We start from the raw sequence: 23,597 nt of genomic DNA on the forward strand, positions 1-23,597 counted from the left end.
AAAAAATGGCAGCCTTAGCTGCCATTTTTTTATTCGACGCTACCAGCTAATTATTTGCAGGGTCTTTGAAATAATCTTTTGCCAGTTTTATAACCACACCCGACAGCGCCAGGACAGCAATCAAATTAGGAATGGCCATCATACCGTTCAACGTATCGGCCAAAAGCCATACAAAATCGAGCTTCATTACCGCCCCGATAGGCACAGCTGCAATGAACAACACCCGATAAGGCCACACAAAACGATCGCCCAATAAGAATTGCGCACATCGCTCACCGTAGTAACTCCAACCCAGAACCGTTGTAAAAGCGAACAACACCAGTCCCAAGGTAATCACCCACTGCCCGCCAGGAATAGCGGAATTAAAGGCGGCAATAGACATAGCCGCACCTTCGGCATCGCCCTGCCAAACGCCTGAAGCAACAATCGCCAAGCCAGTGATAGAACACACCACAATGGTATCGATAAAGGTGCCCAGCATTGCTATCACCCCTTGCCGAACGGGACTGTCGGTTTGCGCCGCCGCATGGGCGATGGGCGCGCTACCCAGGCCGGCCTCGTTCGAAAACACGCCCCGTGCAACGCCGTATTGGATCGTCATTAACAACGTCACGCCCGCAGCGCCTCCCATGGCAGCCTCGGGATTAAACGCACTTTCGACAACAAGCATGAAGGCCGCAGGAATTTGATCGACGTGATATATCAAAACGAAGATACCCGCCAAAATGTAAGTCACAGCCATAAAGGGCACAAGCTTCCCGGCCACATCGCCAATACGTTTAATGCCGCCCGCCAATACCGCAGCCACCAGCACAAAAAGAATGCCGCCGGTTATCATCGGGTCGAGGCCGGTTGACTCCTCAACGGCCGAGGCAATGGAGTTTACCTGGACGGTATTGCCGATCCCAAAAGCCGCTAGCGCGCCAAAGAAGGCAAACATTACACCCAGCCATGCCCAGCGCTTACCCAAACCATTTTTAATGTAGTACATGGGGCCGCCAACGCGTTTACCCTGCGCGTCAACTTCGCGGTAATGCACGGCCAGGGTCGCCTCAGAAAATTTTGTGGCCATGCCAAGTAGCGCGCTGCACCACATCCAAAACAAGGCGCCGGGACCGCCGATACCAATGGCAGTGGCTACGCCCACAATATTGCCGGTACCGATGGTAGCTGCCAGAGCCGTCATCAATGCATTAAAGGGTGTGATGTCCCCTTCTTTACTGCTAGCACGCGGCTTAAATAGCTGTGAAAAGCCATAGCCAACTTTACGCAAGGGCAACACTTTTAGGCGCGTCATCATGTACAGGCCCGTGCCCAGCAATAATGCCAACATGACCTTGCCCCACACAAAGCCGTTAATCAGGGTAACCATTTCTTGATACACAGAATTCTCGCTCAGTTGTTATTGTGTGTAAGAGACGTAGAAAAACGCTTTCTACTCAAAATGAAACTGCGCCCTCTGAGGGAAGACGCCGAATACGCCCCCCGTATGCAAAAAGACCACGTCGCGGGCGCCCTGCCAGGCGCCCCGCCGTAACTCTTGTAGCAAACCGTGAAAAGCCTTGCCCGTGTAGACCGGGTCGAGCACAAAACCCTCTGTGCGCGCGGCCAATTGAATAGTGTCAAACACTTCCTGGCCCGCTCTGGCGTACCCTGGCCCTACGTATTGATCGAGTGTTTGCACCGCAAGTTGCGCCACAGTCAAACCTGCGACTGCACAATTTTGCGCCGCTAGGTCCGCGTACTCTTGCCCCCAGCTCCGCCAATCGTCGCGTACCTTGCGATCAAACCAGGCCGCATTGTCGCACACTGCCACGCCGGTGACTGTCGACTCCAGCCCCACCAGCGCCGCGCCCAAGGTCAATCCCGCTTGCGTGCCACCCGATCCGGTCGCGCACACGATATGCTCGGGCGCCACCCCTTGGGCGGCCAGCTGAAGGCTGAGCTCTTCGGCACAGGCAATGTAGCCCCAAAGCCCGGTGCCATTGCTACCTCCCACGGGAATACAGTAGGCGCTATCCCCCTGGGAGCGGTAATGGTCCACCCAATGCTCGAAATAATCCGTAAGGTTCGCCTCAAAGCTACTACTGGGGTAGTAGCTCACCGCGGCACCAGCGATATAATCCAACAACAAGTTACCGTCCAGCTGCTGGGGCTTTTCTCCACGCAATAGCAAATGGCATTTCATCCCCGCTTGAGCCGCCAAGAGCGCGGTGGCACGCGCATGGTTGGATTGCACACCGCCGCAGGTAATCAAGGTATTGGCGCCGCGCCGTTTTGCCTCGGCCACCAAAAATTCAAGCTTGCGAATTTTATTACCCGACAAGTGCGAGCCGGTTAAATCGTCGCGCTTAATCCAGATACGCGTGTTCAGCCCTAGCGCTTCTGGCAAGCGTATCAAAGGCTGCAATGGGGTGGGTGTTTGAGCAAAGTCATATTTTTGTGGGTAGGCAATGCGGGGGGGAGTGTTCGGCATTGTTAGGCTACCTGAGAACGACAGGCCGCACGAGCGCGGCCTGAATGTATGTAGAATTTCAGCGCGTCAAATGGACTTGATCGTCCCCTTTGGCAACACCGCGTGTACGGCAACTTTTTGAAATTTCAGCTCGATATTGTTACCGGTTTCCAGCACGATGTAGTTTTCATCGACTTTGGTGATTTTGCCCAGCATACCGCTGCTCAACACCACTTCATCGCCCTTACTCAGTGCACTCACCAATTCTGTGTGCTCTTTTTGACGCTTGCGCTGCGGGCGAATAATAAACAAATACATAAACAGAAAAAGGCCACCAAACATCAACAAGGTGATCATTGGATTGGCTTCTGGTTGTGCGCTTTGCGCCTGGGCCATCGCCTCAGGGATGAAAAATGACATGTAAGACCTCAGAAAAGAATAATTCCAAGGCGGCAACTCTACAGGGTTTACCCAGGTGTGGCAATCTGACGAAAGACGCCGGATTGCCTAGGTGTAATCGCGAAATAACTTCCGGAATGTCGAAGGTGAAAGCCCCGTCCAGCGCTTAAAGGCATTGGTAAAACTGGTGCGATCAGAAAAATCCAACGCGGTTGAAATTTGATCAATACTGAGGTTTTGATCCACTAGAAAGCCAATAGCATAATGAAAGCGCACTTGGTCGCGCATCATGGCAAAATTGATATCGGCTTGCTGAAGGCGGCGCTGCAGCGTCCGCTTTGAAATACTGAGCTCGCTCGCCACATCGTCAATGGCCAGAGACCCCTGGCCTACGCGCCGCTGTAACACATCCATCACGCGGCCGGGTATGCCAAACACTGCCGGCAGTTTGGCAATTTCAACGTACTCAGCCAGCGAGCGAATGCCACTGACGGCAAAGCCTTCCTGCGAGCGCAGGATTTTTTCAGGTGATGCGTGTAGATGAACCATGCGGGCGACTCCTTCTGCCAACAATGCCAATGTTTCCCTATCTTCATCGGCTAACTGGTTCTGCCCACTGTCCAAGGGGCGATTAATCACAAACACCAGAGCCGCTGACGCATTTTGCAGGGGCGCAAATAAATAGCGTCCCGGGCCTGCGTGATTATACGCCAGGGCCAGCGGCTTGTCGCAGTTTTCGCCGACAATGTCAAGAAATTGCGGCTCTTTCAGGCACATCAGTGCCTGCTGCTCGGGACCAAAGGCTTCCTCCTCCACCGCCAATGCCTCGGGCGTCATACCAATGTCGTAGCGATAACGCACACATCGGCCTAAAGCGCGATGGTAAAAAAACGCCGAATCTGCCTGCAGCATGGCGCTGCCCGAAGCCAAATAGGACCAAAGTTGGGACTGAAAACCGCCCACGGGCGATGTGAGCAAACGCAGCAGCACGCGCATGCGGCCCGTTAAGGTCGACAAATTCTGATCCGTCCATATTGCGGCCGAGGCCTGACCAATAGAAACGGTGGAAGCGGTGGTTGAGATGGTGCGACCCCCCAAAAGAAATCTAGAAAACAAGCGGGGTATAAATACCCTCTATTGAAGCCGTCTAACTTATTTCTTATAGCTATTTACTGCCAGAACCGCTGGCGCCACCCTGTGGCCTTAGGCGACAAAAATTGCATTTATCGAGCCCTAGGACTTATTTCTCATCACAGCAGTAGTGATTTACTTACTATAAGATACAGTTATAAGAATCGCCAGTCATCTCTTTTGGGGCGCCAGGATTACTGTCGAAGCAAATCCAGTATGACTTCGTGGTGATCTTTGGTTTTGAACTTGTCCACTATGTGACTTAGCCGGCCCTGCTCATCCACGATAAAACTGGTGCGCACTATCCCCATAAACTCACGACCCATAAACTTTTTCAGATCCCATACCCCATACTTCTCGGCCACGGCGTGGTCTTCATCTGATAGTAGGTCAAAATTCAGATCGTGCTTATCGATAAAACGCTGCAATTTGGCTTCTGGGTCTGGGCTTATGCCCAGCACCACCGTGTTGAGCTTTTTTAGCTCAGCCTGAACGTCGCGCAGTGCGCAGGCTTGAGTCGTACATCCTGGTGTCAGTGCCTTGGGGTAAAAATAGATCACCACGCGCTGCCCGCGCAGCGCTTTAAGTGAAACTTTTTCGCCCCGCTGGTTGGTAAGGGTAAAGGCCGGGGCAAGGTTGCCAATTTTAGGGTGTGCCATAACAACTCCAGTGAGAATAATTGTGATCCAAATTTCAGGCGAAAAAAAAGCGCGGTATGACCGCGCTTTCCGACTGTCTGATCGCTAGGCGGGCAGCAGTGATTTTACTGCATCGCGCTCTTCTTGCAGCTCTTTTTCTGTGGCGGTCATTTTGCCGCGAGAAAAGTCGTTGATCTCCAAGCCTTGAACGATTTCCCAGTCGCCCCCCTTACACACACAAGGGAATGAGTAAATCAAACCCTTTTCAATGCCGTAAGAACCGTCGCTGTACACTCCCATACTCACCCAATCGCCTTCGGGTGTACCCAGCGCCCAGTCGCGCATATGGAAAATGGCCGCATTGGCTGCCGAGGCCGCCGAAGAGGCACCGCGCGCTTTGATAATGGCCGCGCCACGCTGCTGTACCACGGGAATGAAGTCGCTCTCGTACCAGGCCTGATCAACCAGATTCATGGCTGGGGTGCCGTCTACCAGGGTCTGGTGAATATCGGGGTACTGAGTAGAAGAGTGGTTGCCCCAAATCAACATTTTCTTCACATCGTTGATGGATTTACCGGTTTTCTGGGCCAGCTGCGTTTGTGCACGGTTGTGGTCCAGGCGCGTCATTGCGGTGAACTGACGCGGATTGATAGCTGGAGCATTGCGCTGAGCAATCAGGGCGTTGGTATTGGCGGGGTTGCCAACCACCAATACTTTAATATCGCGAGACGCGTGATCGTTGATAGCCCTGCCTTGTACGGAGAAAATGGCAGCATTGGCTTCCAACAGATCCTTGCGCTCCATGCCTGGGCCACGCGGACGAGCACCAACCAGCAGTGCGTAGTCGGCATCTTTAAAGGCTACGTTGGCATCATCAGTGCAAACCATACCGGCCAACAACGGGAAGGCACAGTCATCCAGCTCCATGGCAACGCCCTTCAGCGCTTCCAGTGCGGGGGTGATTTCCAGCATTTGCAGAATAACGGGTTGGTCTTTGCCCAACATTTCACCCGCAGCAATGCGGAACAACAGGGAATAGCTGATTTGGCCGGCAGCGCCGGTAACGGTGACACGAACGGGTGTTTTCACAATATTTCTCCGTAACTGAGTTAGCCTAGTAAGCGGCGGCCATTATAGGGACTTGAGCAAAAAATTCACCTGATCCCCACCAATAACCGGTATTTCTCGCAATGATAGCCTACATTGACGCCATGTATATCAAGCTTTAGCGTAGCGGCTGGCCAAAGCCTGGTAGAGCGCTTCGGCAAAGTCTGGGGCGCTGTGATCCAAGCTTGCCACCGCCTCTACCAAATGCTCGTTGTCCTCTCTGCCAGCCCAAACCTTTTGATAGCTACCTTCTTTGTAGCCGTGATCCTGGCGGAAAAAATTCAGGACATTCTTGCCCACATAACCTGTATATAAATCGTCAAAATCCATTCCGACCGCCGCCAGAAGCCCGGCAAATTGGCGCACGGAAAAGTGTTTTTCTGTGATGATGTGACCGGCGAAGGCCTCGAGATTTTCCCGAAATGCCTCTGGCGCTAATTCGGGACCACCCAGGTGAGCTAATTCGACGCTAAGGTGTGCCAGGCGCGCATCGGGGTCGGTTAGCTCTGTAAGCACCATACTCAAGCCAAAATGCCAGATATCAATCAGCTCCAGCCGTACCTGCGCTACATCGGGCGCCTGCTTTTTCCACCACTTCCATCCGTAGTGGTCCAGTAATTCGGCGCACTCTACCCAAATGGCTCGATACCACGCGAAGTTCTGTCCGCGCCAATCGGGATGCACTTTGCTGTTCATGCTGTCTTGCAGTTCAAGCATGGTAAGTAATTGCGCTTGCATGTATCAGGCTCCTGCCACGGGCTTTGCCCGGTTAAACAAGGTAAAAAAGTTCTGGGTGGTTTGTTCGGCCAAAGCAGTAAAACTTACACCTTTTAATTCGGCCAGAAATTCGGCCACTTCGCGCACGAATTTTGGCTCGTTGGATTTGCCTCGGTAAGGCACTGGTGCCAAATAGGGCGAATCGGTTTCGACGAGCAGCCGATCCAGTGGCACAAAGCGCGCCACGTCGCGCAGCGCCTCGGCGTTTTTGAACGTCACAATGCCCGACAGGGAAATGTAATACCCCATGTCCATGGCTGCGCCCGCCATTGCCACGTCTTCTGTGAAACAATGCAGCACGCCAGCGGAGGCTTCAGAGCCGTGACTTTTAATCAGTGCCAGGGTGTCCGCTTTGGCATCGCGCGTGTGCACAACTATCGGCAGCTGCGTTTCGGCACCCACCGAGAGGTGCATGGCGAAGCTCGCCTGCTGTGCAAGCTTTTCATCCTTTGAATAGTAATAATCCAGGCCAGTTTCCCCCACCGCCACCACTTTGGGCGCTTGGGTTAAACTCAACAGCCGCTCGCGCGACATTGCGCCCTCGGCAATATCTAAGGGGTGCGTGCCGACAGAGGCAAATACCTGTGGGTAAGCTGCGGCAATGGCTAGCACTTCGTCCACGTTTTTATCAGAGATGCTGATACACAGCAGATGATCGACATCGCGCTCGCGCGCCTCGTCGATGGCAGACGACAAACTCCGGTCGCCCAATTTCAATCGATCCAGGTGGCAATGAGAGTCCACTAACATCTTACTATTACCTAAATTTGGATACTGCGCATAGGAGAAACGTCGCGCTGTAAAAAAGGCCAGCATGCTGGCCTAATTCTGAAGGGGGGATTTTACATGGTATGGGTGGGTCTGTCCGAGCCTAATGAGCCCGCCAGATAGGTTTCAATTTTAGTCACGGCCATGTTGTCCTGGTCATTGAATTGCACACCGACGCCCGACGCGCGGTTCCCTTGGGCGCCTTTGGGGGTCACCCAAACCACTTTACCCGCCACCGGAATTTTTTCTCCTTCGTCCAGCAGGCTTAACAGCATAAACACTTCGTCGCCGAGCTTGTAGGCGCGGGTTGTAGGAATAAACAGGCCGCCATTGCGCACAAACGGCATATAGCTGGCGTAAAGTACCGCCTTATCGCGAATATTAAGATTCAATATGCCATTACGGGCGCCGCCAATTGCTGCCATTGTACTGTCCTTCTCCAAATCACCTGCGATAGAGTTTGTGAGTGCAGCCCACACTCGTCGGTCATATTAGCGGCCGCTACCACCTAGACCAATACCCCAGTGTAGCCCAGTCTACAAGCTCGTTACCAGCGCCTAGGCACTGCGCATGGCGCGGCACAGCGCATGCCAGTCGAGCGCCAACTCCTCCAGCAGTAGTTGCGGATTTGGGTTCGAGCCACCTGCCAGGGCACTGCGCGCGCGCCCCACTTTCTCGTAGTAGCGGTGCAAAATTGCCACATCGCCTCGCCCTAGCAGAGATACAGCCCAGGCCAGGTCTGCTGCACCACCACTGCCCCACTGCAATTGTCTGAGCAATTGGCTTAACCACACCTGCAGCCAATTCAATAACTGCAATTGATCCTGAGCCAACCACTGGGCCGCCAGCTCCAAAGCCCCCATTTGGTCCAACGCGATTTGCTCCAAACCCTGCATCAGCCCCTGGTGTTGCTCGAGGCTATCGCCTTCCAGCAGTGCAGTGGCCGCCAGCGGCGCCCCACCGGCCAAAGCCAGTAGTGCCTCTGGCGCCATACGCGTGCCCGTCAGCGGGGCTAGCCAAGGCAGCACCTGATCCGCCGCCGGCTGCCCGAAAGTCAGTAGCCTACAGCGACTGCGTATAGTCGACAGTACGCCGCTGGCCTGGTGGCTGACTAAGATGAGATGGGAATTGCCAGCAGGCTCTTCCAGACTCTTTAATAATGCATTTGCCGCTGCGGTGGTCATGGACTCGGCGGGCGCGAGCACGACGACTTTGCGCCCCCCCTGCTGTGCAGTTTTGGCTAAAAATTCGGTCACGCGTCGCACGGCATCGATCTTGATCGCCTTGCCAGCGGCCTCTGGTTCAATTAACAGCATATCTGGATGGCTACCTGCCTTTACCAGCTGACAGGCCTTACAGCGACCACAGGCCAGCTCAGAGGCAGCCTGTGCGCACATTAATTTATGGGCCAGTAACAGTGCCAGGTGTGCCTTACCGACTCCGGCGATACCGGCTAAAAGGAGCGCGTGGGGCAGCCTGTCGGCCGCCATCGCCTCCACTAACCCGGCCCAGTGAGAGCCCTGCCAAGGATAGGGGCTCAATCCAAATTCAATTTCTGAGAGTGCCATAAACGTGCGTAATTCCTGTCTGCAGCCCACGGCTGCCCGAGGCGAGAAATTTTGTCATACTGCGCTTTTCGAGGGAGCAGTTGCCTTGCACCACACCACAGCCAATGACCACAGCATTGCATTAATCGCCGATGACCCGAAGGTCGTTTACCAAGACGAACACCTGCTCGTGCTCAGTAAACCAGCCAATATGCTCAGCGTGCCCGGCAAAGGGCCCGAAAAGCAGGATTGTGCCATCGCCCGCGCACAGCGCCAGTGGCCGGACGCCCTGTCAGTTCATCGCCTGGATTATGCCACATCGGGTCTACTGGTCGTGGCATTGGGGAAAGCGGTGCACCGCTCTCTCAGCAAATTGTTCGAACAACGCCAGGTGCAAAAAGCCTATGTCGCAGTGGTAGCTGGACTCGTCGAACAAAATTACGGTGAGATAAACCTGCCACTCATCTGCGACTGGCCCAACCGACCATTGCAAAAGGTCGACCCAGTACACGGTAAACCCGCCTTAACACAATACCGCGTCCTCGAGCGCGATTCGGCGCGCGATACGACCCGCGTACAATTTGTTCCAATAACCGGCCGGTCACATCAATTGCGCGTGCACGCCCAACAACTAGGACATCCAATTTTGGGCGATGATTTCTACGCACCTGTCGCTGTACGCGATCTTTCCCCTCGACTCCTGTTGCACGCCGAACACATTCAATTCACTCACCCGATAACCGGTCAGACCGTAACTGTGAATGAACTGGCAGCATTCTAATTACTTGCTGCGCACTCGCTTTAGTAAATTTTCAAGTTGAGCCTGGATTGCCCGCTGTACGTTTGCCAGCGGCTGGCCAGCATCCACTACGGCAAACCGATTGGGTTCAATCGCTGCGCGGGCGAGATAACAGCTGCGTACGCGCTCAAAAAATGCTAGCGTTTCCACTTCAAACCGATCGAGCTCTCCCCGACTTTGAGCGCGCGCCAAACCTACGCGCACATCGATGTCTAACAGGAGCGTGCAGTCTGGACGCAATTCACCCTGAACGACTTTTTCCAATTGTTGGATTAACGACACGTCGAGCTTTCGGCCTGCACCTTGATAAGCGTAAGTGGCATCGGTAAAACGGTCGCACAGGACCCACTGCCCCCGCGCCAACGCCGGACAAATTAACTGGTTAAAATGCTGAGCGCGCGCGGCAAAAACCATCAACAGCTCCGCCGTTGGGTCTACCGCCTCCTCTCGGGTTGCCAGAAGCATTTCGCGAATGGATTCCGCCAGAGGAGTTCCGCCCGGTTCTCGCGTGCGCAATACACTGACGCCCTGTTCGGTGAGCCACTGCTCCACAAAATCCATGTTGGTAGATTTACCAACACCTTCAGTGCCTTCTACTGTAATAAAAATGCCTGGCTTCACGGGCAGTTCCTACAAATTATTGCGTGGGCGTCGAACGATAATCGCTTCGACGACGGTATTGATACTTTCGAACAGCGGCATTGTGCTGTTCCAAGGTTTCCGAGAATTGATGGTAGCCATCGCCTTTTGCGACAAAATACAGCGTATTGCTATTATCTGGGTGCAAGCTCGCGTAAAGGGCACGCCGCCCGGGCAAGGCGATGGGCGTCGGTGGCAATCCGTGAATGGTGTAGGTGTTATAGGGCGTCGACTGCTGTAAATGGCGGCGCGTTAGATTACCTTGATATCGCTCTCCCAAACCGTAAATAACCGTGGGATCTGTCTGTAGGCGCATACGTTTTTGCAGCCGACGAATAAACACCCCGGCAATCTGTTCGCGCTCGCTATCAATAGCGGTTTCCTTCTCCACGATGGACGCCATGATCAAAGCATCATAAGGCGAGTCGTAGGGTAAATTTTCCGCCCGGGTGGGCCAGAGTTCCGCCAGTACTGCACGCTGCTTTTCAAAGGCCTGCTTTAACACATCGACGTCCGAATCACCCTTTTGATACTGATAGGTATCGGGGAAAAACCATCCCTCAGGATGCGGCTCGTGCATGCCGAGTAATTGCTGCTGAGCCGTCCAATCCAATCCTGCCAATCGCGGCTCAAGGTGCTCTAATGAGTGCAGGTGTTGCAGCGCTTGCCGATAAGTCCAGCCTTCAATCAGCTGCGCCTGATAACGCACAACGTCCCCGCGAGTAATCTGTTGCAGTAAACTGGCCGGCGTCGCGCTTTGTTCAACCCGGTACTCGCCCGCCTTTATCTGGGTCTCGCCAAACAATCTCGCATACAAGACCCAAAGACGCGCATCCAGTATACCCTGTCGCTCCAAACGGTGGCTCAGAGCTATTAACGACTGGCCGCGCGGAACGTCGACATGTACTGTTTCCTCGATGGCCAGGGGCGTCTCCGCCCAGTGCAACATATAACTACGCGCGGCAAAAACCGCCGCTATCCCCAGTATCAATGCACACCAAAAAAGCGTTTTTAACACTCTCACTGTTTACATTCACCGTTAATCGATTGTTGTGTAAAAACTTCACTGACCCGTTGCACAAAGGCAAGACCTATCGCTGTTGGCTCGTAGTGCTTAGTTTCGCCTGACACGGTCAAGGCGTCCACTCGCAATGCACCCCAATTGCTGTTCACAAAGTACAGTTGGTCGGCCGCCAATACATCTTGCACTTCAATAGGCCCAGTGGCCACCTCAATCAAGCCCCGCTCGATAAGGTAGGCCCGCATTACACCGGCCACACCACAATGCTGCAGTTCCGGCGTGCGCATCTTACCGCCCTGCATAAGCACTAAATTGCTGGCAACGCCTTCTACAACACGACCCACCTGATCACAGACAATACCTTCAAAACACGCCGCCGTCGCCACCTCCTGGGCCAGCACAACTTGCTCTAAACGGCTGATGTGTTTAATGCCGTGCAGCACTGTCGCACCGAGGCGTGTCTCGCAAACACAGGCATTCAAGGTCTCCGGCGGCTGAAACTGTCGAGAAAACAATTGCACCACCACCGTTGGCATTGCATTCGGGTCAGGTAAATAGCCAGTGCCGCCCTGCCCTGCAGTTACCAAAATTTTCAGCCGCGCATTTAACGGTGCGTTGATTTGCCAGCGCCTTGCGGCTTCGGCCAATAGTGATTGAATGGACTGGGTCAGCACGCGCTCATCCGGCGGGCTTATATTTAGTCGGCGACAATCTCGCCGCAATCGCGTCAAATGCCAAGGCAAAAGCGGCAAAACGCCTTCGCTCACACGCACCGTCTCAAACAATCCGTGGCCGTACAACAGGCCTCGATCTAGCGCATCTATCGGTGCATCCAGTTCGCCGTTTACCATTGCCACATAGTGATTCATCGGAACGTGTCTCTTACGATTGCAGCCCATGCAGGCTGATATCTGCACGGTCACTGGAACACAAATTGAACAGCACAAAATAAAACGGCGATCGTCGGATCGCCGTTTAGCCTTACATCACTGACTTAAACCTTTTTAAATACCAAGGTTCCGTTAGTGCCACCGAAGCCAAAGGAGTTAGACATAGTTACCTCGACCGGCATCTCCTGCGCGGTGTGCGGCACAAGATTAATATCGCATCCGTCGCTGGGATTATCGAGGTTAATCGTCGGCGGCGCCACTTGGTCGCGAATAGCCAGCACACTGAAAATTGCCTCCACTGCTCCTGCGGCGCCCAGCAGATGGCCAATCATGGATTTGGTTGAGCTCACTGCCACCTGCCCACTGGCGGCGCCCATGACCGACTTTACCGCCTGGCATTCGGCGATATCACCCGCCGGCGTTGAAGTGCCGTGGGCGTTGATGTAGTTGATGGCCGAGGCATCAATACCCGCATCTTTAATCGCATTGCGCATACTCAAAGCGGCACCGGCACCGTTCTCTGGCGGCGATGTCATGTGATAGGCATCACCACTCATGCCAAAGCCAATGAGCTCTGCGTAAATGGTGGCGCCCCGCGCCTTGGCATGCTCATACTCCTCGAGAACCATGACGCCTGCACCGTCGCCCAACACAAAACCGTCGCGGTCGCGATCCCAGGGACGACTGGCTTTGGTGGGGTCATCATTGCGGGTAGACAAGGCACGTGCTGCAGCAAAGCCCGCCAACCCAACGGGAGTAGTGGCCATTTCGGCGCCGCCGGCCAACATGACATCGGCCTCGCCATACTGAATCGAGCGCGCTGCCAAACCAATTGCGTGAGTGCCCGTCGTGCAGGCAGTAACTACTGCCAGGTTTGGACCTTTGAAACCGTATTTAATGGACAGGTTACCCGCGATCATATTAATAATCGCACCGGGCACAAAGAACGGCGAGATTCGACGCGGGCCTTTATCATTAATGGTCATGGCACCGTCGGCGATTGAACCGATACCACCAATGCCTGCACCAATTACCGCACCAATACGTTCGGCGTTGGCATCGGTCACAGTAATACCGCTATCTTCCCAAGCTTGAATACCTGCAACCATACCGTATTGAATAAAGGGGTCCATTTTGCGGGCATCTTTCACCGCCAAGTAGGGCTCCACCTCAAAATTTTTTACAGACGCACTAAACGTGGTAGAAAAAGGTGCCGTATCAAAATGACTAATTGGCGCAACACCGCTTTGGCCAGCAAGAATACCTTTCCAGGTATCAGCGACAGTATTTCCCAAGGGCGAAACCATGCCCATTCCGGTAACAACAACTCGTTTACGCGACACGTTTAATCTCCAACTGGACAGGCATCAGGCGACTGTCAAACTGTAAGGGCAAAATACGCTTTTCCAAAAAACAAAAGCCGTACTATTACACATAGTGACGGCTTTTGGTGCGAACAGAATTTCCGTTCGACTGATTACGCGAGATGCTCGTTAATGTAATCAATGGCCAGCTGAACAGTAGTAATCTTTTCAGCTTCCTCGTCGGGAATTTCGGTTTCGAATTCTTCTTCCAGCGCCATAACCAGCTCAACGGTATCGAGAGAATCAGCACCCAAGTCTTCAACGAAAGAGGCTTCGTTTTTTACTTCTTCTTCTTTAACACCAAGCTGCTCAGCGACAATTTTCTTTACGCGCTCTTCAATGCTGCTCATATCGTTTTTCAACTCCTAGTTGGTAATATCAGTCAAACCGTTGTCGTAACTAGCCTGACAAGCGGCCAATGTTTTAGTGCTTCGGCCAACACGGGTCGGCATTTTACATGGATTTTTAACCGGTTGTAACGCAAACCGGTCAAAATTTTGCTTTTACCGAATTATTTTCAATAAAAACAGATACTTAAGGCCATTAGGCCATGTACATTCCGCCGTTGACGTGAATGGTTTCGCCAGTCACATAGGCCGCTGCATCACTGGCCAAAAACGCCACCACTGCTGCAATTTCCTCGGGCTGCCCCAAGCGAGCTAAGGGAATGTTAGCCAGCATCAGCTCTTTTTGCGCATCCGGCAGCTCTTTCGTCATATCGGTATCGATGAAGCCCGGCGCGACGGTATTGACGGTAATGTTGCGCGAGCCCACCTCCTTCGCCAAGGCTCTGGCGAAACCCGCCACGCCGGCTTTCGTGGCCGCGTAGTTAGCCTGCCCTGCATTACCCATCGCGCCCACAACTGAGCTGATGTTAATAATACGACCCCAGCGGGCCTTCATCATGCCGCGCAAGCAGCCTTTGCTCAGCCGATAGATAGCACTTAAGTTGGTGTTGATCACATCAAACCACTCGTCGTCACTCATGCGCATCAGCAAGTTGTCTTTGGTGATACCCGCATTGTTGACCAATACCTGTGGCGCGCCGTATTTTTCTGCAACCGCTGCTAGCAGTGCCGCCACCGAGTCGGCGTCGGTCACATTCAGCACCATACCCTCGCCCTTGATGCCTTTTTCGGCAAGACGCGCACCAATAGCTGCTGCCCCTTTTTCACTGGTTGCGGTACCGATTACAGTGGCACCTTGTGCGCCCAACAAATCGGCGATGGCCGCGCCAATACCACGACTGGCACCTGTCACCAAGGCTACTTTATTTTCCATAATTAACTCTCTACTCTCGCTAGTTATACAGCTGCGACCTCTGCCAAGGCTTTGTCAAACTCGGCCAGGGTACCGGTGGTCACTGCCGCCAGGGATTTGTCGATGCGCTTGGCCAAACCGGCCAAGACCGCACCAGGACCGCACTCCACCAACTGATTGATGCCGGCGGCGGCGAGCGCATTCACGCAATCCACCCACAATACCGGCTGATAAATCTGCTCAATCATGAGTTGCTTTATAGCCGCAGGCGCCATTTCGGTTTTGGCGTGTACATTGTGGACAATGGGTATGGTCGGCGCATTAAACGCCGTCGCTTCAATCTGAGCCGCCAATTGGTCCGCAGCAGGACGCATAAGGCTAGTATGGAAAGGCGCGCTCACTGGCAGCGGCAATGCCCGCTTGGCGCCGGCCTCTTTACACAGAGCCATGGCCTGCTCCACTGCCGCCGCCTGGCCGGCAATCACAACCTGCCCTGGCGAATTAAAGTTTACTGCGGCCACAACGCCGGCAGACGCCGCTTTTTCGCAGGCGGCGTTAATCAATTCGTCAGAAAGACCGATAATGGCCGCCATGGCACCTTCGCCCGCAGGTACTGCGGCCTGCATAAAAGCGCCGCGCTGTTGCACTAATTTGACAGCATCGGTGAACGCCACTACGCCCGAACACACCAGGGCAGACCACTCGCCCAAACTGTGGCCAGCCATCAACGCGGGCAAGGCACCGCCCTGCTGCTGCCACAATCGCCAAATAGCAACGCTGGCAGTCAACAACAGGGGTTGCGTGCGCTCTGTGAGATTAATGTCTTCTTGACTGCCCTGCTGCACTAATGCCCAGAGGTCGTAGCCAAGTACATCTGACGCCTCTTGGAATGTTGCCTGTATGACCGAATGCTCTGCAGCCAAGTCGGCCAGCATACCCACCTTTTGGGAGCCTTGCCCTGGAAAAACGAATGCCAAAGTTGCGTTAGACATAATTCAAAACCTGTTGTGGAATGCTAGATCTGCGCTATTCGGCGGACTTGGAAGCCAAATGAAACTGCGCCGCCAACAGCTCCGGCAAGCGGTGCTCCGTTTGCGCCACAGCCACAGCTATAGCATTGAAAAATGCATTGCCATCGGCGCTGCCATGGCTCTTTATCAAGGGCCGGGACAGCCCCAAAAAACTGGCGCCATTATAGCGAGCGGGGTCGAACTGTGTGCGCCATTTTAGCAATACGGGTTTGGCTAACTGGCCAACCAATTTGCCGTACCAAGTCGCCGAAAACGCCGCCCGTAGCTGCTCCACCAAAAATACGGCCGCGCCCTCACTCGCTTTCAAAGCGATATTGCCAGTAAACCCATCAGTTACCACTACATCCACATCGCCGTTCAACAACTGGCTGGCCTCAATATAGCCGGTGTAGTGCATGCCAGGCTCGGCCGCCAGCAAGCCGGCGGCCTGCGTAAGCAACTCGCCGCCCTTGTTCGGCTCTGTACCAATATTCAGCAAGGCAACCCGAGGCTGCGCTTCACTCGTCAACAGCGCCCCCATGCGCGCAAATTGCACTAGCAAATGGGGCGACGCCTCAATATTGGCACCTAGGTCTAACACCCAGGTTCGCCCCTTGCGCGTTGGCCACTGCTGACATATGGCCGGCCGCTCGATTCCTGGCAACATACCTAGCAGTCGCTTGCCCGCCACCATCAGCGCACCTGTGTTGCCCCCGCTGACACAAGCGTCCGCGCGACCCTCGGACAAGGACTGAACCGCGAGCCAGAGTGAACTGTCTTGGTTGCGCAGTACTTCGGTGGGCTTAATACCGGGATCAATGGCCGCAGCTGTTTCGTGCCAGCGCAATCGCGGGTGCTGGGCCAATGGCTCAGGGAGCAGGCGCGTAGCTTCTGCGGTACCAAAGGCAAGAATTTCTAGAAAGGGAAAGGCGTTGAGGGCATTTTCACAGGCGTGAAAAACAGTGCGGGGACCTAAGTCCCCGCCCATTGTATCTACGGCAATACGTAATGTGGTCAAACGCGAGTATTACTCGTCGCTACCAGTATCGATTACCTTGCGACCACGGTAAAAACCGTCCGCAGTCACATTGTGGCGACGGTGTTTTTCACCACTGGTGGGGTCGATAGACAGGGTTGGACCGGTCAGTGCATCGTGTGAACGACGCATGTCACGACGTGAACGAGACTTCTTGTTTTGTTGTACAGCCATGATAGCTCCTACTTACCAAATGGACTGAAGCCGGGGCGCCTCGTTATTTCGGCGAGCCCTTAAGTTGCTCCAGCACTTTAAAAGGGTTGTTAGATTCCTGTGTATCCGGCACTACTTCACCAACACTCAACACAGAGGGATCTACACACTGCTCTTCGTGATAGGCCACCATTGGTAGCGCCAACAACAGCTCTTCTTCCACGGCCGAGTACAAATCGGCAGGCCCTTCATCCAAAATCCAGGGGTCCAGATCTTTGGAGAGATTTTGCGCCTGCTCTTCTGTCCATATCACCGCCAGGGCGATATCGGCATGTAAAGTCAGCTGTGTGGGCTGCAAGCAACGCTGGCATACCACTGAAACTCTTGCATCGGCATTGCCCTTCAGGGTTTTAGCGCCCTGCTCATCAATGCCAAAATCCAAATGCACGTCTATCTCTTCTGCGCCACTTTGCACCGCCTCGCTTAATCGCGACAGGGCTGCCAAGGGCACGCGACCAGACAAACTCACCCCCTTAGTTGCAAACTTTCGCGGGTCCACTTGCCGAGGCAAGTACTTTAAAGAGGGGGCATCTGACATAAGCGCGCAATTCTAGGGTCAAGATTATGTGCTGTCAAAGGGAAATAACCACTATTTACGGGGTTTCACGAGCCAATTGACAGGTTTTAGCCATTATACCGCGCGCAGCGTGTGCCCACAGCGATTTTTAGGCCTCTGGCACTGCGTCAGAGCAGCGTCTACCATACCCGCCCCACGACAAATTTCCACGAGGTTTCCAATGCTGGTACTGGCTTCCAGTTCGCGCTACCGCAAGCAGCTGCTCGAGCGATTGCAGCTCGAATTTACAGCGGCAGCACCGGCCATCGACGAAACACCCCACCCGACCGAGCAGGCCGCGAACCTTGCGCCCAGACTGGCGCTGGCCAAGGCGCGGAACCTGGCCCAGCAATTCCCCAACGCGCTCATCATCGGTTCAGATCAAGCCGCCACCTGCGACGGCCAACATTTGCACAAACCGGGCACCGAGGCGAACGCCATAGCCCAACTCATGCACTGCCAGGGCAAAACCGTCACCTTTCACACCGGACTTTGCCTACTCAATAGCGCAAGCGGCGACTACCTACTCGACACCATTCCCTACCAAGTGACTTTTCACACCCTGAACGAAGCCCAGATCACAACCTATATAAAGAAGGAACAACCGCTGGATTGCGCCGGCAGCTTTAAATGCGAAGGGCTTGGCAGCGCGCTCTTTGCGCAAATGCGTGGCAGCGACCCCACCGCGCTGGAGGGACTACCGTTAATTCGCCTGTGCGCCATGTTGCGCCACTTTGGTTTAGACCCGCTCGGCAGCTAAGCGCGCCAGCGGCTCCCAAGCCTTTAACTCCGCGAAGTGATCCATACACAACACCGGCTGGTAAGGCCGCAGCCGCTCAATGGGATGCGCGCCGTAACTTACCGCAATCCTGGGCATGCCGGCCGAGCGCGCCATGGCCATATCAAACTCTGTATCCCCCACCATCACCGCCTCGTGCGAAGCACAATTAAAATAGGCAGTCAGCTCATGCAGCATGTGCGGATTGGGCTTGCCCGCTGTCTCATCGGCGCACCGGGTTGCATGAAAATAGTCCTCCATGCCCAAGTTGGCTAGCACCCTCGCCAAACCTTTGCGGCTCTTACCGGTTGCTACCGTTAGCAAAAAGCCCGCCCGCTTTAAGTGATTCAGCGTGTCCATCACGCCGGGATAAAACGCCGAAGGCGTCGCATCCGCCGCCGTGAAATGCGCCACATAAGCATCTTTCAAGCGCCCAAGATCCGCCGCAGCAAGAAATGGGTACAGCTGTGCCAAGGCCTGCTCAAGGGACAAGCCGATAATATCGCGCACCTGCTGATCGGCCAGGCGCGGCAGCGCCAAATCGGCCGCTGCTGCGTGCACACAGCCAACAATCTTTGCCGTCGAGTCACTGAGGGTACCGTCCCAGTCAAAAATCAAGAGCATGCGAGCGCCTCCAGCAAAACCGCCATATCCTCGGGCATTGGCGCCTCCAGCGTTAGCATCTCGCCGGTCCGGGGGTGCGCAAACTGCAGTTTGGCAGCGTGCAAGCACAGGCGACGCAACCCCTGCGCGCGCAATTTTGCATTGACCGCATCAATACCGTATTTGTCATCGCCCAATAACGGGCAACCCACAATCCGAGCATGCACTCGAATCTGATGAGTGCGACCGGTCACCGGCGTTGCCTCCACCCAGCTTGCACCGCGCAGCGCCCGCACCAGCCCGAACAGTGTTTTACTGGGCTTGCCCGCCGAAGACACTTTAACAATACGATCCCCACTGGCCGTTTCTGCTCGAAGCAACGGTTCGTCCACCACAGTTCGACCCAGCGGCCAAGCCCCATCCACCAAGGCCCAGTAGGTCTTTTTAATACCCGCAAGCGACATCTGCTCTGATTTATCGCGAAATTGCGCCTGCAACACTTTTAGAGATGCGCGCTTTTTGGCCACCAATATAACGCCACTGGTTTCCCGATCTAAGCGATGCACTAGCTCCAAAAACTTCACCGCGGGCCGCATTTGTCGCAGCGCCTCAATAAGCCCCACTTGCACGCCACTACCGCCGTGAACCGCAACGCCGGGCGGCTTATTTACCGCCATCATGCACTCGTCCTCAAACAAAATGGACGCCTCAAGCTTGGCGGCCAGCTCTGGCCCCACGGGCACCTGCTCACCCGCCTCAGCCAAGCGAATGGGTGGCACGCGCACGGCATCGCCCCCCTGCAACTTATATTCGGGCTTGACGCGACCCTTGTTGACCCGCACCTCGCCTTTGCGCAACAACCGATAAATACGGGACTTGGGCACCCCCTTTAGCCGAGCCAGCAAAAAGTTATCCACGCGCTGACCTGCGCAATCCGGGTCTACGGTTAAAATTTGTACTTGCTGAAAGTCTGTCATGGGGCGCCAACGCACTAAAGATGCCGCATTTTACACCAGCCAGTTGTTATTTTTCTTTCTAATTGAAGGGGTTAGGGTTTACTGCTATAGTTCAGCCCGCTGACTGGGCTGGTTTCCGGACATTGCGTTAAGGCAAGTCGCGAGGAAATACCGCCAACCAGCCAGCTAACCGCAGGATCTGTGGTGCGCGTCTGACCCGAGGTGGGCAGCCGGCACACAACCCCGGAAGGCTGATGTAGACCCAATAGCGGTAGTTGGTGCCAGAGCGAATAGCCGGCCCCACTTCCACAGTGACAATCGCGCACAATGACTGCTGCAGTGCACTGAAAAGACTGTTTGTAAAACTCGAAGTAAGAAGCCACTACCAACAGGGACGGCCAAAAGCTCACTCACGGTAGCGACAAGCACAACTTGTCTCTGACCCTGAACGCACCTCCCCTCGTTATGTACCTTGGTAGCGTCAGCAACCGAACTGACAACAATGTAAATGCAATTAACTGAGTTTTTGATGATTTTTGGCAAATATCGCAACCCACATAACAACCACTCGCAACCCTCGGGTTATGCGCGCTGTGGTTTGTTGCGGCCAATTTCAACCGCCGACTTTGCGAGCCATTAGGTAGCGCAAGGGTTTCTAGGCGGCTAAACAGCTTTACAGCACACTCTATAGCAACATTGCTGCGCCCTGAACATTAGGCACAGCATGAAAAGAATGCTCATCAATGCAACTCAACCTGAAGAGTTGCGTGTTGCCCTCGTCGACGGCCAATGGCTGTACGACCTGGATATCGAAAATCGCAATCGCGAACAGAAAAAAGCCAACATCTACAAAGGCAAGATCACGCGCATCGAGCCCAGCCTCGAAGCGGCATTTGTCGATTACGGCGCTGAGCGCCACGGTTTTTTACCCCTGAAAGAAATTTCCCGCGAGTACTTCAGCAAATCCCCTAAGGATGTCGACGGCCGAGTCAAAATTAAAGACGTCCTGAAAGAAGGCCAGGAAGTTATCGTACAGGTCGACAAGGAGGAGCGCGGCAACAAAGGCGCCGCCCTTACTACTTTTATCAGCCTGGCGGGCCGCTACCTTGTGCTGATGCCCAACAACCCGCGCGCCGGCGGTATCTCGCGCCGCATCGAAGGTGAAGAGCGCGCAGAGTTGCGCGATGCGCTGGCAGATATCCAGGTGCCCCAGGGCATGGGTATTATTGTTCGCACCGCAGGTATTGGCCGCAGTGCTGAAGAACTGCAATGGGATTTAGACTATCTTCTGCAACTGTGGAGCCAGCTCTCCACCGCCGCTGAGGCCCACAAGGCGCCAGAGTTTCTGTTCCAGGAAAGCAACGTTATCATCCGCGCCATTCGCGACTACCTGCGCCAGGACGTGGGCGAGGTTATCGTGGACAGCCGCGAGGCCTACGACCTGGTATGCACCTTCATCCAACAGGTAATGCCCAACTACCACAGCAAGGTGAAGTTCTACGAGGACGACATTCCGCTATTCAATCGCTACCAGATTGAAAGCCAGATCGAAACCGCCTTCGAACGCGAAGTAAAGCTGCCATCCGGCGGCTCCATTGTGATCGATCCAACTGAAGCACTGGTGTCCATAGACATCAACTCTTCGCGCGCTACCAAGGGCGGCGACATCGAAGAAACTGCCCTGCAAACTAACCTGGAAGCGGCCACTGAAATTGCCCGCCAATTGCGCCTGCGCGATATCGGCGGTTTGGTTGTGATCGACTTCATCGACATGCAGTCTGCCAAAAACCAACGCGAAGTTGAGAATCGCATTCGCGAAGCCCTGGAAATGGATCGCGCGCGCGTGCAAGTGGGTCGCATTTCGCGATTTGGCCTACTGGAAATGTCGCGTCAACGCCTGCGTCCTTCGCTTGAAGAAACCATGTCGAAGGTCTGCCCGCGCTGCTCCGGCCAAGGCACCATTCGCAGCACCAAATCTTTGGCACTATCGATCCTACGCCTAGTAGAAGAAGAAGCACAAAAAGAGCGCAGCGCAGAAATTCGCGCCATCGCACCGGTTTCTGTTGCCACCTACTTGCTGAACGAAAAGCGTAAAACCATCAGCAAAATTGAGGCGCGCAACAACATTCGCGTCTTAATCGTCCCCAAGCCCGAGCTGCAAACGCCGCACTTTGAAGTGCAACGCCTGCGCGACGACGACGAAGGCACGCTGGAAACCAGCTATAAAATTTCATCGCCCGCAGAGTTGATCGAAGCGGAAAATGATTTGAACGCAGCACCCAAACCCATTGCGCGGGCAGCCGTACAACAGGTAGCGCCCACGCAGCCGGCGCCGACACCTGCACCCGTGGTAGTACCCGGCTTATTGGCGCGCTGGATCGCAGCCATTGTGGCTCTTTTTGCACCAAAGCCTAAACCTAAGAAATCCGCCAAAGGCAGCAACGATCGCCGTCGCAATACGCGCAACCGCAACAACCAAGGTGGCAGCCGCCGCCGCAGCCGTCGCAATAACGAAGATACCGACGGCGGCGACAACAAAGCTGAGAAATCGGACAACAAGCGCCAGACCAAGCCCGATGACACAACTGAGAACAGCGACGAACAACGCGGCAACCGTCGCCGTCGCCGTCGTCGTCGCGGTGGCAACAACGACAGCAGTGACAATAGCAGCGAGACCAGCAACGACAATCGCGAGCAGAATCCACCGCAAGCGGCGGATAAAAGCACTGATGACACCGGCAATAATACCGATGACAACAATGATGATCGCCCTGCTCGACGCCCCAACTCGCGCCGCGGTCGCACGCAAGAGCGCCGTCGCGGTCGCCGCGCTGAACAGGTAGAGCAACTGGAGAAAGAAGCCGAGGGTAGCGACACCCAGGACGCAGAGGAACAGGCTGCGCCCAAGCGGGAAACTGCTAAATCGCGCAATCAGAAGCCCGACGAAAAACGCGCAGAGCCCGCTGTAGTGCCTGCGACAGAGGCTGTCGAAACCGATAACACGGACGACGCACCCATCGCACAGGCCGACGAAACAGCGCCTAAGGCAAGCACGGCGCCGGAATCTGCCGCCGACTCTGGTGCCGCCAAGCCAAGCCCTGCAGAACCAGTAGAAGCTGATCAAGAATCTGCTCAGGAGGAAACAGAGGCGCCCGAACCAGTAGAGGCACACGCTCAGCCTAGCGCTGACAGCAAACCAGCTACAGCATCAGAACCTACCGAAACTGAAGTGGCAGCTGAAACTAAGACAGGCGAAGTAGCTGAAGCTGAAGCTGAAGCTGAAACGACTGAAACCGAAGCAAGCCACCAAGTCGAAGCGCAATCTGCAGCAGAGACACCAGCGTCGGAATCTGTGGTGCAAGCACCGGCTACACAAGCAGCCGCGCCTACACAGACAACAGCGGCAGCACCAACGGCTGATGCACCGGCTGAAAAGGCGGACTACACCCGCCCCAGCAATGACCCACGCAACAATCCTAAACCTGTTGCCCAAGTCATGGTCACCACTGAAACGCGTAAAAAGTCTGCGGGACGCCCGCTCAACACCGCCCTACCGGCGCAAATTGAGCACAGCCCCAAGCCACTGACCAGGCCCGCCAACGACCCGCGCAACAAGCGACCGTCAGAGGCAGACGCCTAACCAACCAAGG

The 23,597-nt window shown here is 54.7% G+C and carries 25 protein-coding genes; 3 read left to right on the plus strand and 22 right to left on the minus strand.

Annotated features, from left to right (window positions below; all coding sequences use genetic code 11):
- Positions 1–46: 46 nt before the first annotated feature.
- From ACW8F6_RS03025 to ACW8F6_RS03070, 10 genes are all read right to left on the minus strand, one after another.
- Complete coding sequence (locus tag ACW8F6_RS03025; RefSeq protein ID WP_491574408.1) at positions 47–1,372, minus strand: alanine/glycine:cation symporter family protein; 1,326 nt, start codon at positions 1,370–1,372, stop codon at positions 47–49.
- 63 nt (positions 1,373–1,435) lie between these two features.
- The gene (locus tag ACW8F6_RS03030) at positions 1,436–2,476 is read right to left on the minus strand and encodes a D-cysteine desulfhydrase family protein (protein WP_491574359.1); all 1,041 of its coding nucleotides are present in this window, start codon (positions 2,474–2,476) and stop codon (positions 1,436–1,438) included.
- A gap of 66 nt (positions 2,477–2,542) precedes the next feature.
- Positions 2,543–2,875: a preprotein translocase subunit YajC gene (yajC, locus tag ACW8F6_RS03035; protein WP_491574360.1), complete on the minus strand. Its 333-nt coding sequence runs from the start codon at positions 2,873–2,875 to the stop codon at positions 2,543–2,545.
- A gap of 87 nt (positions 2,876–2,962) precedes the next feature.
- Complete coding sequence (locus tag ACW8F6_RS03040) at positions 2,963–3,871, minus strand: helix-turn-helix domain-containing protein (RefSeq protein ID WP_491574361.1); 909 nt, start codon at positions 3,869–3,871, stop codon at positions 2,963–2,965.
- Positions 3,872–4,179: 308 nt separating this feature from the next.
- A complete protein-coding gene (bcp, locus tag ACW8F6_RS03045) occupies positions 4,180–4,644 on the minus strand; it encodes a thioredoxin-dependent thiol peroxidase (protein ID WP_491574362.1) in 465 nt (154 codons plus the stop codon).
- Between the two features lie 84 nt (positions 4,645–4,728).
- Positions 4,729–5,712, minus strand: coding sequence for a malate dehydrogenase (locus tag ACW8F6_RS03050; protein ID WP_491574363.1), 984 nt, complete (start codon positions 5,710–5,712; stop codon positions 4,729–4,731).
- Positions 5,713–5,841: 129 nt separating this feature from the next.
- A complete protein-coding gene (locus ACW8F6_RS03055; protein ID WP_491574364.1) occupies positions 5,842–6,468 on the minus strand; it encodes a dUTP diphosphatase in 627 nt (208 codons plus the stop codon).
- Positions 6,469–6,471: 3 nt separating this feature from the next.
- Positions 6,472–7,257: a TatD family hydrolase gene (locus ACW8F6_RS03060; RefSeq protein ID WP_491574365.1), complete on the minus strand. Its 786-nt coding sequence runs from the start codon at positions 7,255–7,257 to the stop codon at positions 6,472–6,474.
- 92 nt (positions 7,258–7,349) lie between these two features.
- Entirely contained in the window at positions 7,350–7,700 is a 351-nt protein-coding gene (locus ACW8F6_RS03065; RefSeq protein WP_491574366.1) for a PilZ domain-containing protein, read from the minus strand.
- Between the two features lie 132 nt (positions 7,701–7,832).
- Complete coding sequence (locus tag ACW8F6_RS03070; RefSeq protein WP_491574367.1) at positions 7,833–8,843, minus strand: DNA polymerase III subunit delta'; 1,011 nt, start codon at positions 8,841–8,843, stop codon at positions 7,833–7,835.
- 85 nt (positions 8,844–8,928) lie between these two features.
- Between ACW8F6_RS03070 and ACW8F6_RS03075 the strand changes: the two genes are divergently transcribed.
- The gene (locus tag ACW8F6_RS03075) at positions 8,929–9,603 is read left to right on the plus strand and encodes a pseudouridine synthase (RefSeq protein ID WP_491574368.1); all 675 of its coding nucleotides are present in this window, start codon (positions 8,929–8,931) and stop codon (positions 9,601–9,603) included.
- On the opposite strand, the gene tmk is transcribed toward ACW8F6_RS03075, so the two are convergent.
- The 10 genes from tmk to ACW8F6_RS03125 all read right to left on the minus strand — a co-directional run bounded on the left by tmk (position 9,604) and on the right by ACW8F6_RS03125 (position 17,523).
- Positions 9,604–10,242 carry a dTMP kinase gene (tmk, locus tag ACW8F6_RS03080; protein ID WP_491574369.1) on the minus strand — a complete coding sequence of 213 codons (639 nt, stop codon included), beginning with the start codon at positions 10,240–10,242 and terminating at the stop codon, positions 9,604–9,606. It lies immediately after the preceding gene.
- 16 nt (positions 10,243–10,258) lie between these two features.
- Complete coding sequence (mltG, locus tag ACW8F6_RS03085; RefSeq protein ID WP_491574370.1) at positions 10,259–11,278, minus strand: endolytic transglycosylase MltG; 1,020 nt, start codon at positions 11,276–11,278, stop codon at positions 10,259–10,261.
- Positions 11,279–11,280: 2 nt separating this feature from the next.
- Positions 11,281–12,150, minus strand: coding sequence for an aminotransferase class IV (locus tag ACW8F6_RS03090; RefSeq protein WP_491574371.1), 870 nt, complete (start codon positions 12,148–12,150; stop codon positions 11,281–11,283).
- Positions 12,151–12,275: 125 nt separating this feature from the next.
- Positions 12,276–13,514: a beta-ketoacyl-ACP synthase II gene (gene fabF, locus ACW8F6_RS03095; RefSeq protein WP_491574372.1), complete on the minus strand. Its 1,239-nt coding sequence runs from the start codon at positions 13,512–13,514 to the stop codon at positions 12,276–12,278.
- Between the two features lie 134 nt (positions 13,515–13,648).
- Entirely contained in the window at positions 13,649–13,885 is a 237-nt protein-coding gene (gene acpP / locus ACW8F6_RS03100; RefSeq protein ID WP_253355496.1) for an acyl carrier protein, read from the minus strand.
- Positions 13,886–14,078: 193 nt separating this feature from the next.
- Positions 14,079–14,816, minus strand: a complete 738-nt coding sequence (gene fabG, locus ACW8F6_RS03105) for a 3-oxoacyl-ACP reductase FabG (RefSeq protein WP_491574373.1) — start codon at positions 14,814–14,816, stop codon at positions 14,079–14,081.
- A gap of 23 nt (positions 14,817–14,839) precedes the next feature.
- Positions 14,840–15,787: an ACP S-malonyltransferase gene (gene fabD / locus ACW8F6_RS03110; protein WP_491574374.1), complete on the minus strand. Its 948-nt coding sequence runs from the start codon at positions 15,785–15,787 to the stop codon at positions 14,840–14,842.
- Between the two features lie 34 nt (positions 15,788–15,821).
- Complete coding sequence (gene plsX, locus ACW8F6_RS03115; protein WP_491574375.1) at positions 15,822–16,823, minus strand: phosphate acyltransferase PlsX; 1,002 nt, start codon at positions 16,821–16,823, stop codon at positions 15,822–15,824.
- A gap of 9 nt (positions 16,824–16,832) precedes the next feature.
- Positions 16,833–17,015, minus strand: a complete 183-nt coding sequence (gene rpmF / locus ACW8F6_RS03120) for a 50S ribosomal protein L32 (RefSeq protein WP_183909705.1) — start codon at positions 17,013–17,015, stop codon at positions 16,833–16,835.
- 43 nt (positions 17,016–17,058) lie between these two features.
- Positions 17,059–17,523, minus strand: coding sequence for a YceD family protein (locus tag ACW8F6_RS03125; RefSeq protein ID WP_491574409.1), 465 nt, complete (start codon positions 17,521–17,523; stop codon positions 17,059–17,061).
- A 268-nt stretch (positions 17,524–17,791) separates the two neighbouring features.
- On the opposite strand from ACW8F6_RS03125, the gene ACW8F6_RS03130 reads away from it, so the two are divergent.
- Positions 17,792–18,370 carry a Maf family protein gene (locus tag ACW8F6_RS03130; RefSeq protein WP_491574376.1) on the plus strand — a complete coding sequence of 193 codons (579 nt, stop codon included), beginning with the start codon at positions 17,792–17,794 and terminating at the stop codon, positions 18,368–18,370.
- Here ACW8F6_RS03130 and ACW8F6_RS03135 read toward each other — a convergent pair.
- Together ACW8F6_RS03135 and rluC are read right to left on the minus strand one after the other, a co-directional pair.
- Complete coding sequence (locus tag ACW8F6_RS03135; protein ID WP_491574377.1) at positions 18,350–19,012, minus strand: HAD family hydrolase; 663 nt, start codon at positions 19,010–19,012, stop codon at positions 18,350–18,352. The genes ACW8F6_RS03130 and ACW8F6_RS03135 overlap by 21 nt on opposite strands.
- Positions 19,003–19,968 carry a 23S rRNA pseudouridine(955/2504/2580) synthase RluC gene (rluC, locus tag ACW8F6_RS03140; RefSeq protein WP_491574378.1) on the minus strand — a complete coding sequence of 322 codons (966 nt, stop codon included), beginning with the start codon at positions 19,966–19,968 and terminating at the stop codon, positions 19,003–19,005. The genes ACW8F6_RS03135 and rluC overlap by 10 nt, the downstream gene beginning before the upstream one ends.
- Before the next feature lie 703 nt (positions 19,969–20,671).
- Here rluC and ACW8F6_RS03145 point away from each other — a divergent pair.
- On the plus strand, positions 20,672–23,587 hold the full coding sequence (locus tag ACW8F6_RS03145) for an Rne/Rng family ribonuclease (protein WP_491574379.1): 2,916 nt from the start codon (positions 20,672–20,674) through the stop codon (positions 23,585–23,587).
- The last annotated feature ends 10 nt before the right edge of the window (positions 23,588–23,597 follow it).

Source organism: Simiduia sp. (genome assembly GCF_058345725.1).

What these genes read in the sequence shown, in the direction of transcription:
- ACW8F6_RS03135 (WP_491574377.1), bottom strand. Translation starts at nt 19,012, where the DNA reads ATGCTCTTGATTTTTGACTGGGACGGTACCCTCAGTGACTCGACGGCA.
- rpmF (WP_183909705.1), bottom strand. Translation starts at nt 17,015, where the DNA reads ATGGCTGTACAACAAAACAAGAAGTCTCGTTCACGTCGTGACATGCGT.
- ACW8F6_RS03145 (WP_491574379.1), top strand. Translation starts at nt 20,672, where the DNA reads ATGAAAAGAATGCTCATCAATGCAACTCAACCTGAAGAGTTGCGTGTT.
- fabG (WP_491574373.1), bottom strand. Translation starts at nt 14,816, where the DNA reads ATGGAAAATAAAGTAGCCTTGGTGACAGGTGCCAGTCGTGGTATTGGC.
- ACW8F6_RS03030 (WP_491574359.1), bottom strand. Translation starts at nt 2,476, where the DNA reads ATGCCGAACACTCCCCCCCGCATTGCCTACCCACAAAAATATGACTTT.
- ACW8F6_RS03025 (WP_491574408.1), bottom strand. Translation starts at nt 1,372, where the DNA reads ATGGTTACCCTGATTAACGGCTTTGTGTGGGGCAAGGTCATGTTGGCA.
- fabD (WP_491574374.1), bottom strand. Translation starts at nt 15,787, where the DNA reads ATGTCTAACGCAACTTTGGCATTCGTTTTTCCAGGGCAAGGCTCCCAA.
- ACW8F6_RS03055 (WP_491574364.1), bottom strand. Translation starts at nt 6,468, where the DNA reads ATGCAAGCGCAATTACTTACCATGCTTGAACTGCAAGACAGCATGAAC.
- ACW8F6_RS03130 (WP_491574376.1), top strand. Translation starts at nt 17,792, where the DNA reads ATGCTGGTACTGGCTTCCAGTTCGCGCTACCGCAAGCAGCTGCTCGAG.
- ACW8F6_RS03060 (WP_491574365.1), bottom strand. Translation starts at nt 7,257, where the DNA reads ATGTTAGTGGACTCTCATTGCCACCTGGATCGATTGAAATTGGGCGAC.
- ACW8F6_RS03090 (WP_491574371.1), bottom strand. Translation starts at nt 12,150, where the DNA reads ATGAATCACTATGTGGCAATGGTAAACGGCGAACTGGATGCACCGATA.
- acpP (WP_253355496.1), bottom strand. Translation starts at nt 13,885, where the DNA reads ATGAGCAGCATTGAAGAGCGCGTAAAGAAAATTGTCGCTGAGCAGCTT.
- ACW8F6_RS03065 (WP_491574366.1), bottom strand. Translation starts at nt 7,700, where the DNA reads ATGGCAGCAATTGGCGGCGCCCGTAATGGCATATTGAATCTTAATATT.
- yajC (WP_491574360.1), bottom strand. Translation starts at nt 2,875, where the DNA reads ATGTCATTTTTCATCCCTGAGGCGATGGCCCAGGCGCAAAGCGCACAA.
- ACW8F6_RS03070 (WP_491574367.1), bottom strand. Translation starts at nt 8,843, where the DNA reads ATGGCACTCTCAGAAATTGAATTTGGATTGAGCCCCTATCCTTGGCAG.
- bcp (WP_491574362.1), bottom strand. Translation starts at nt 4,644, where the DNA reads ATGGCACACCCTAAAATTGGCAACCTTGCCCCGGCCTTTACCCTTACC.
- rluC (WP_491574378.1), bottom strand. Translation starts at nt 19,968, where the DNA reads ATGACAGACTTTCAGCAAGTACAAATTTTAACCGTAGACCCGGATTGC.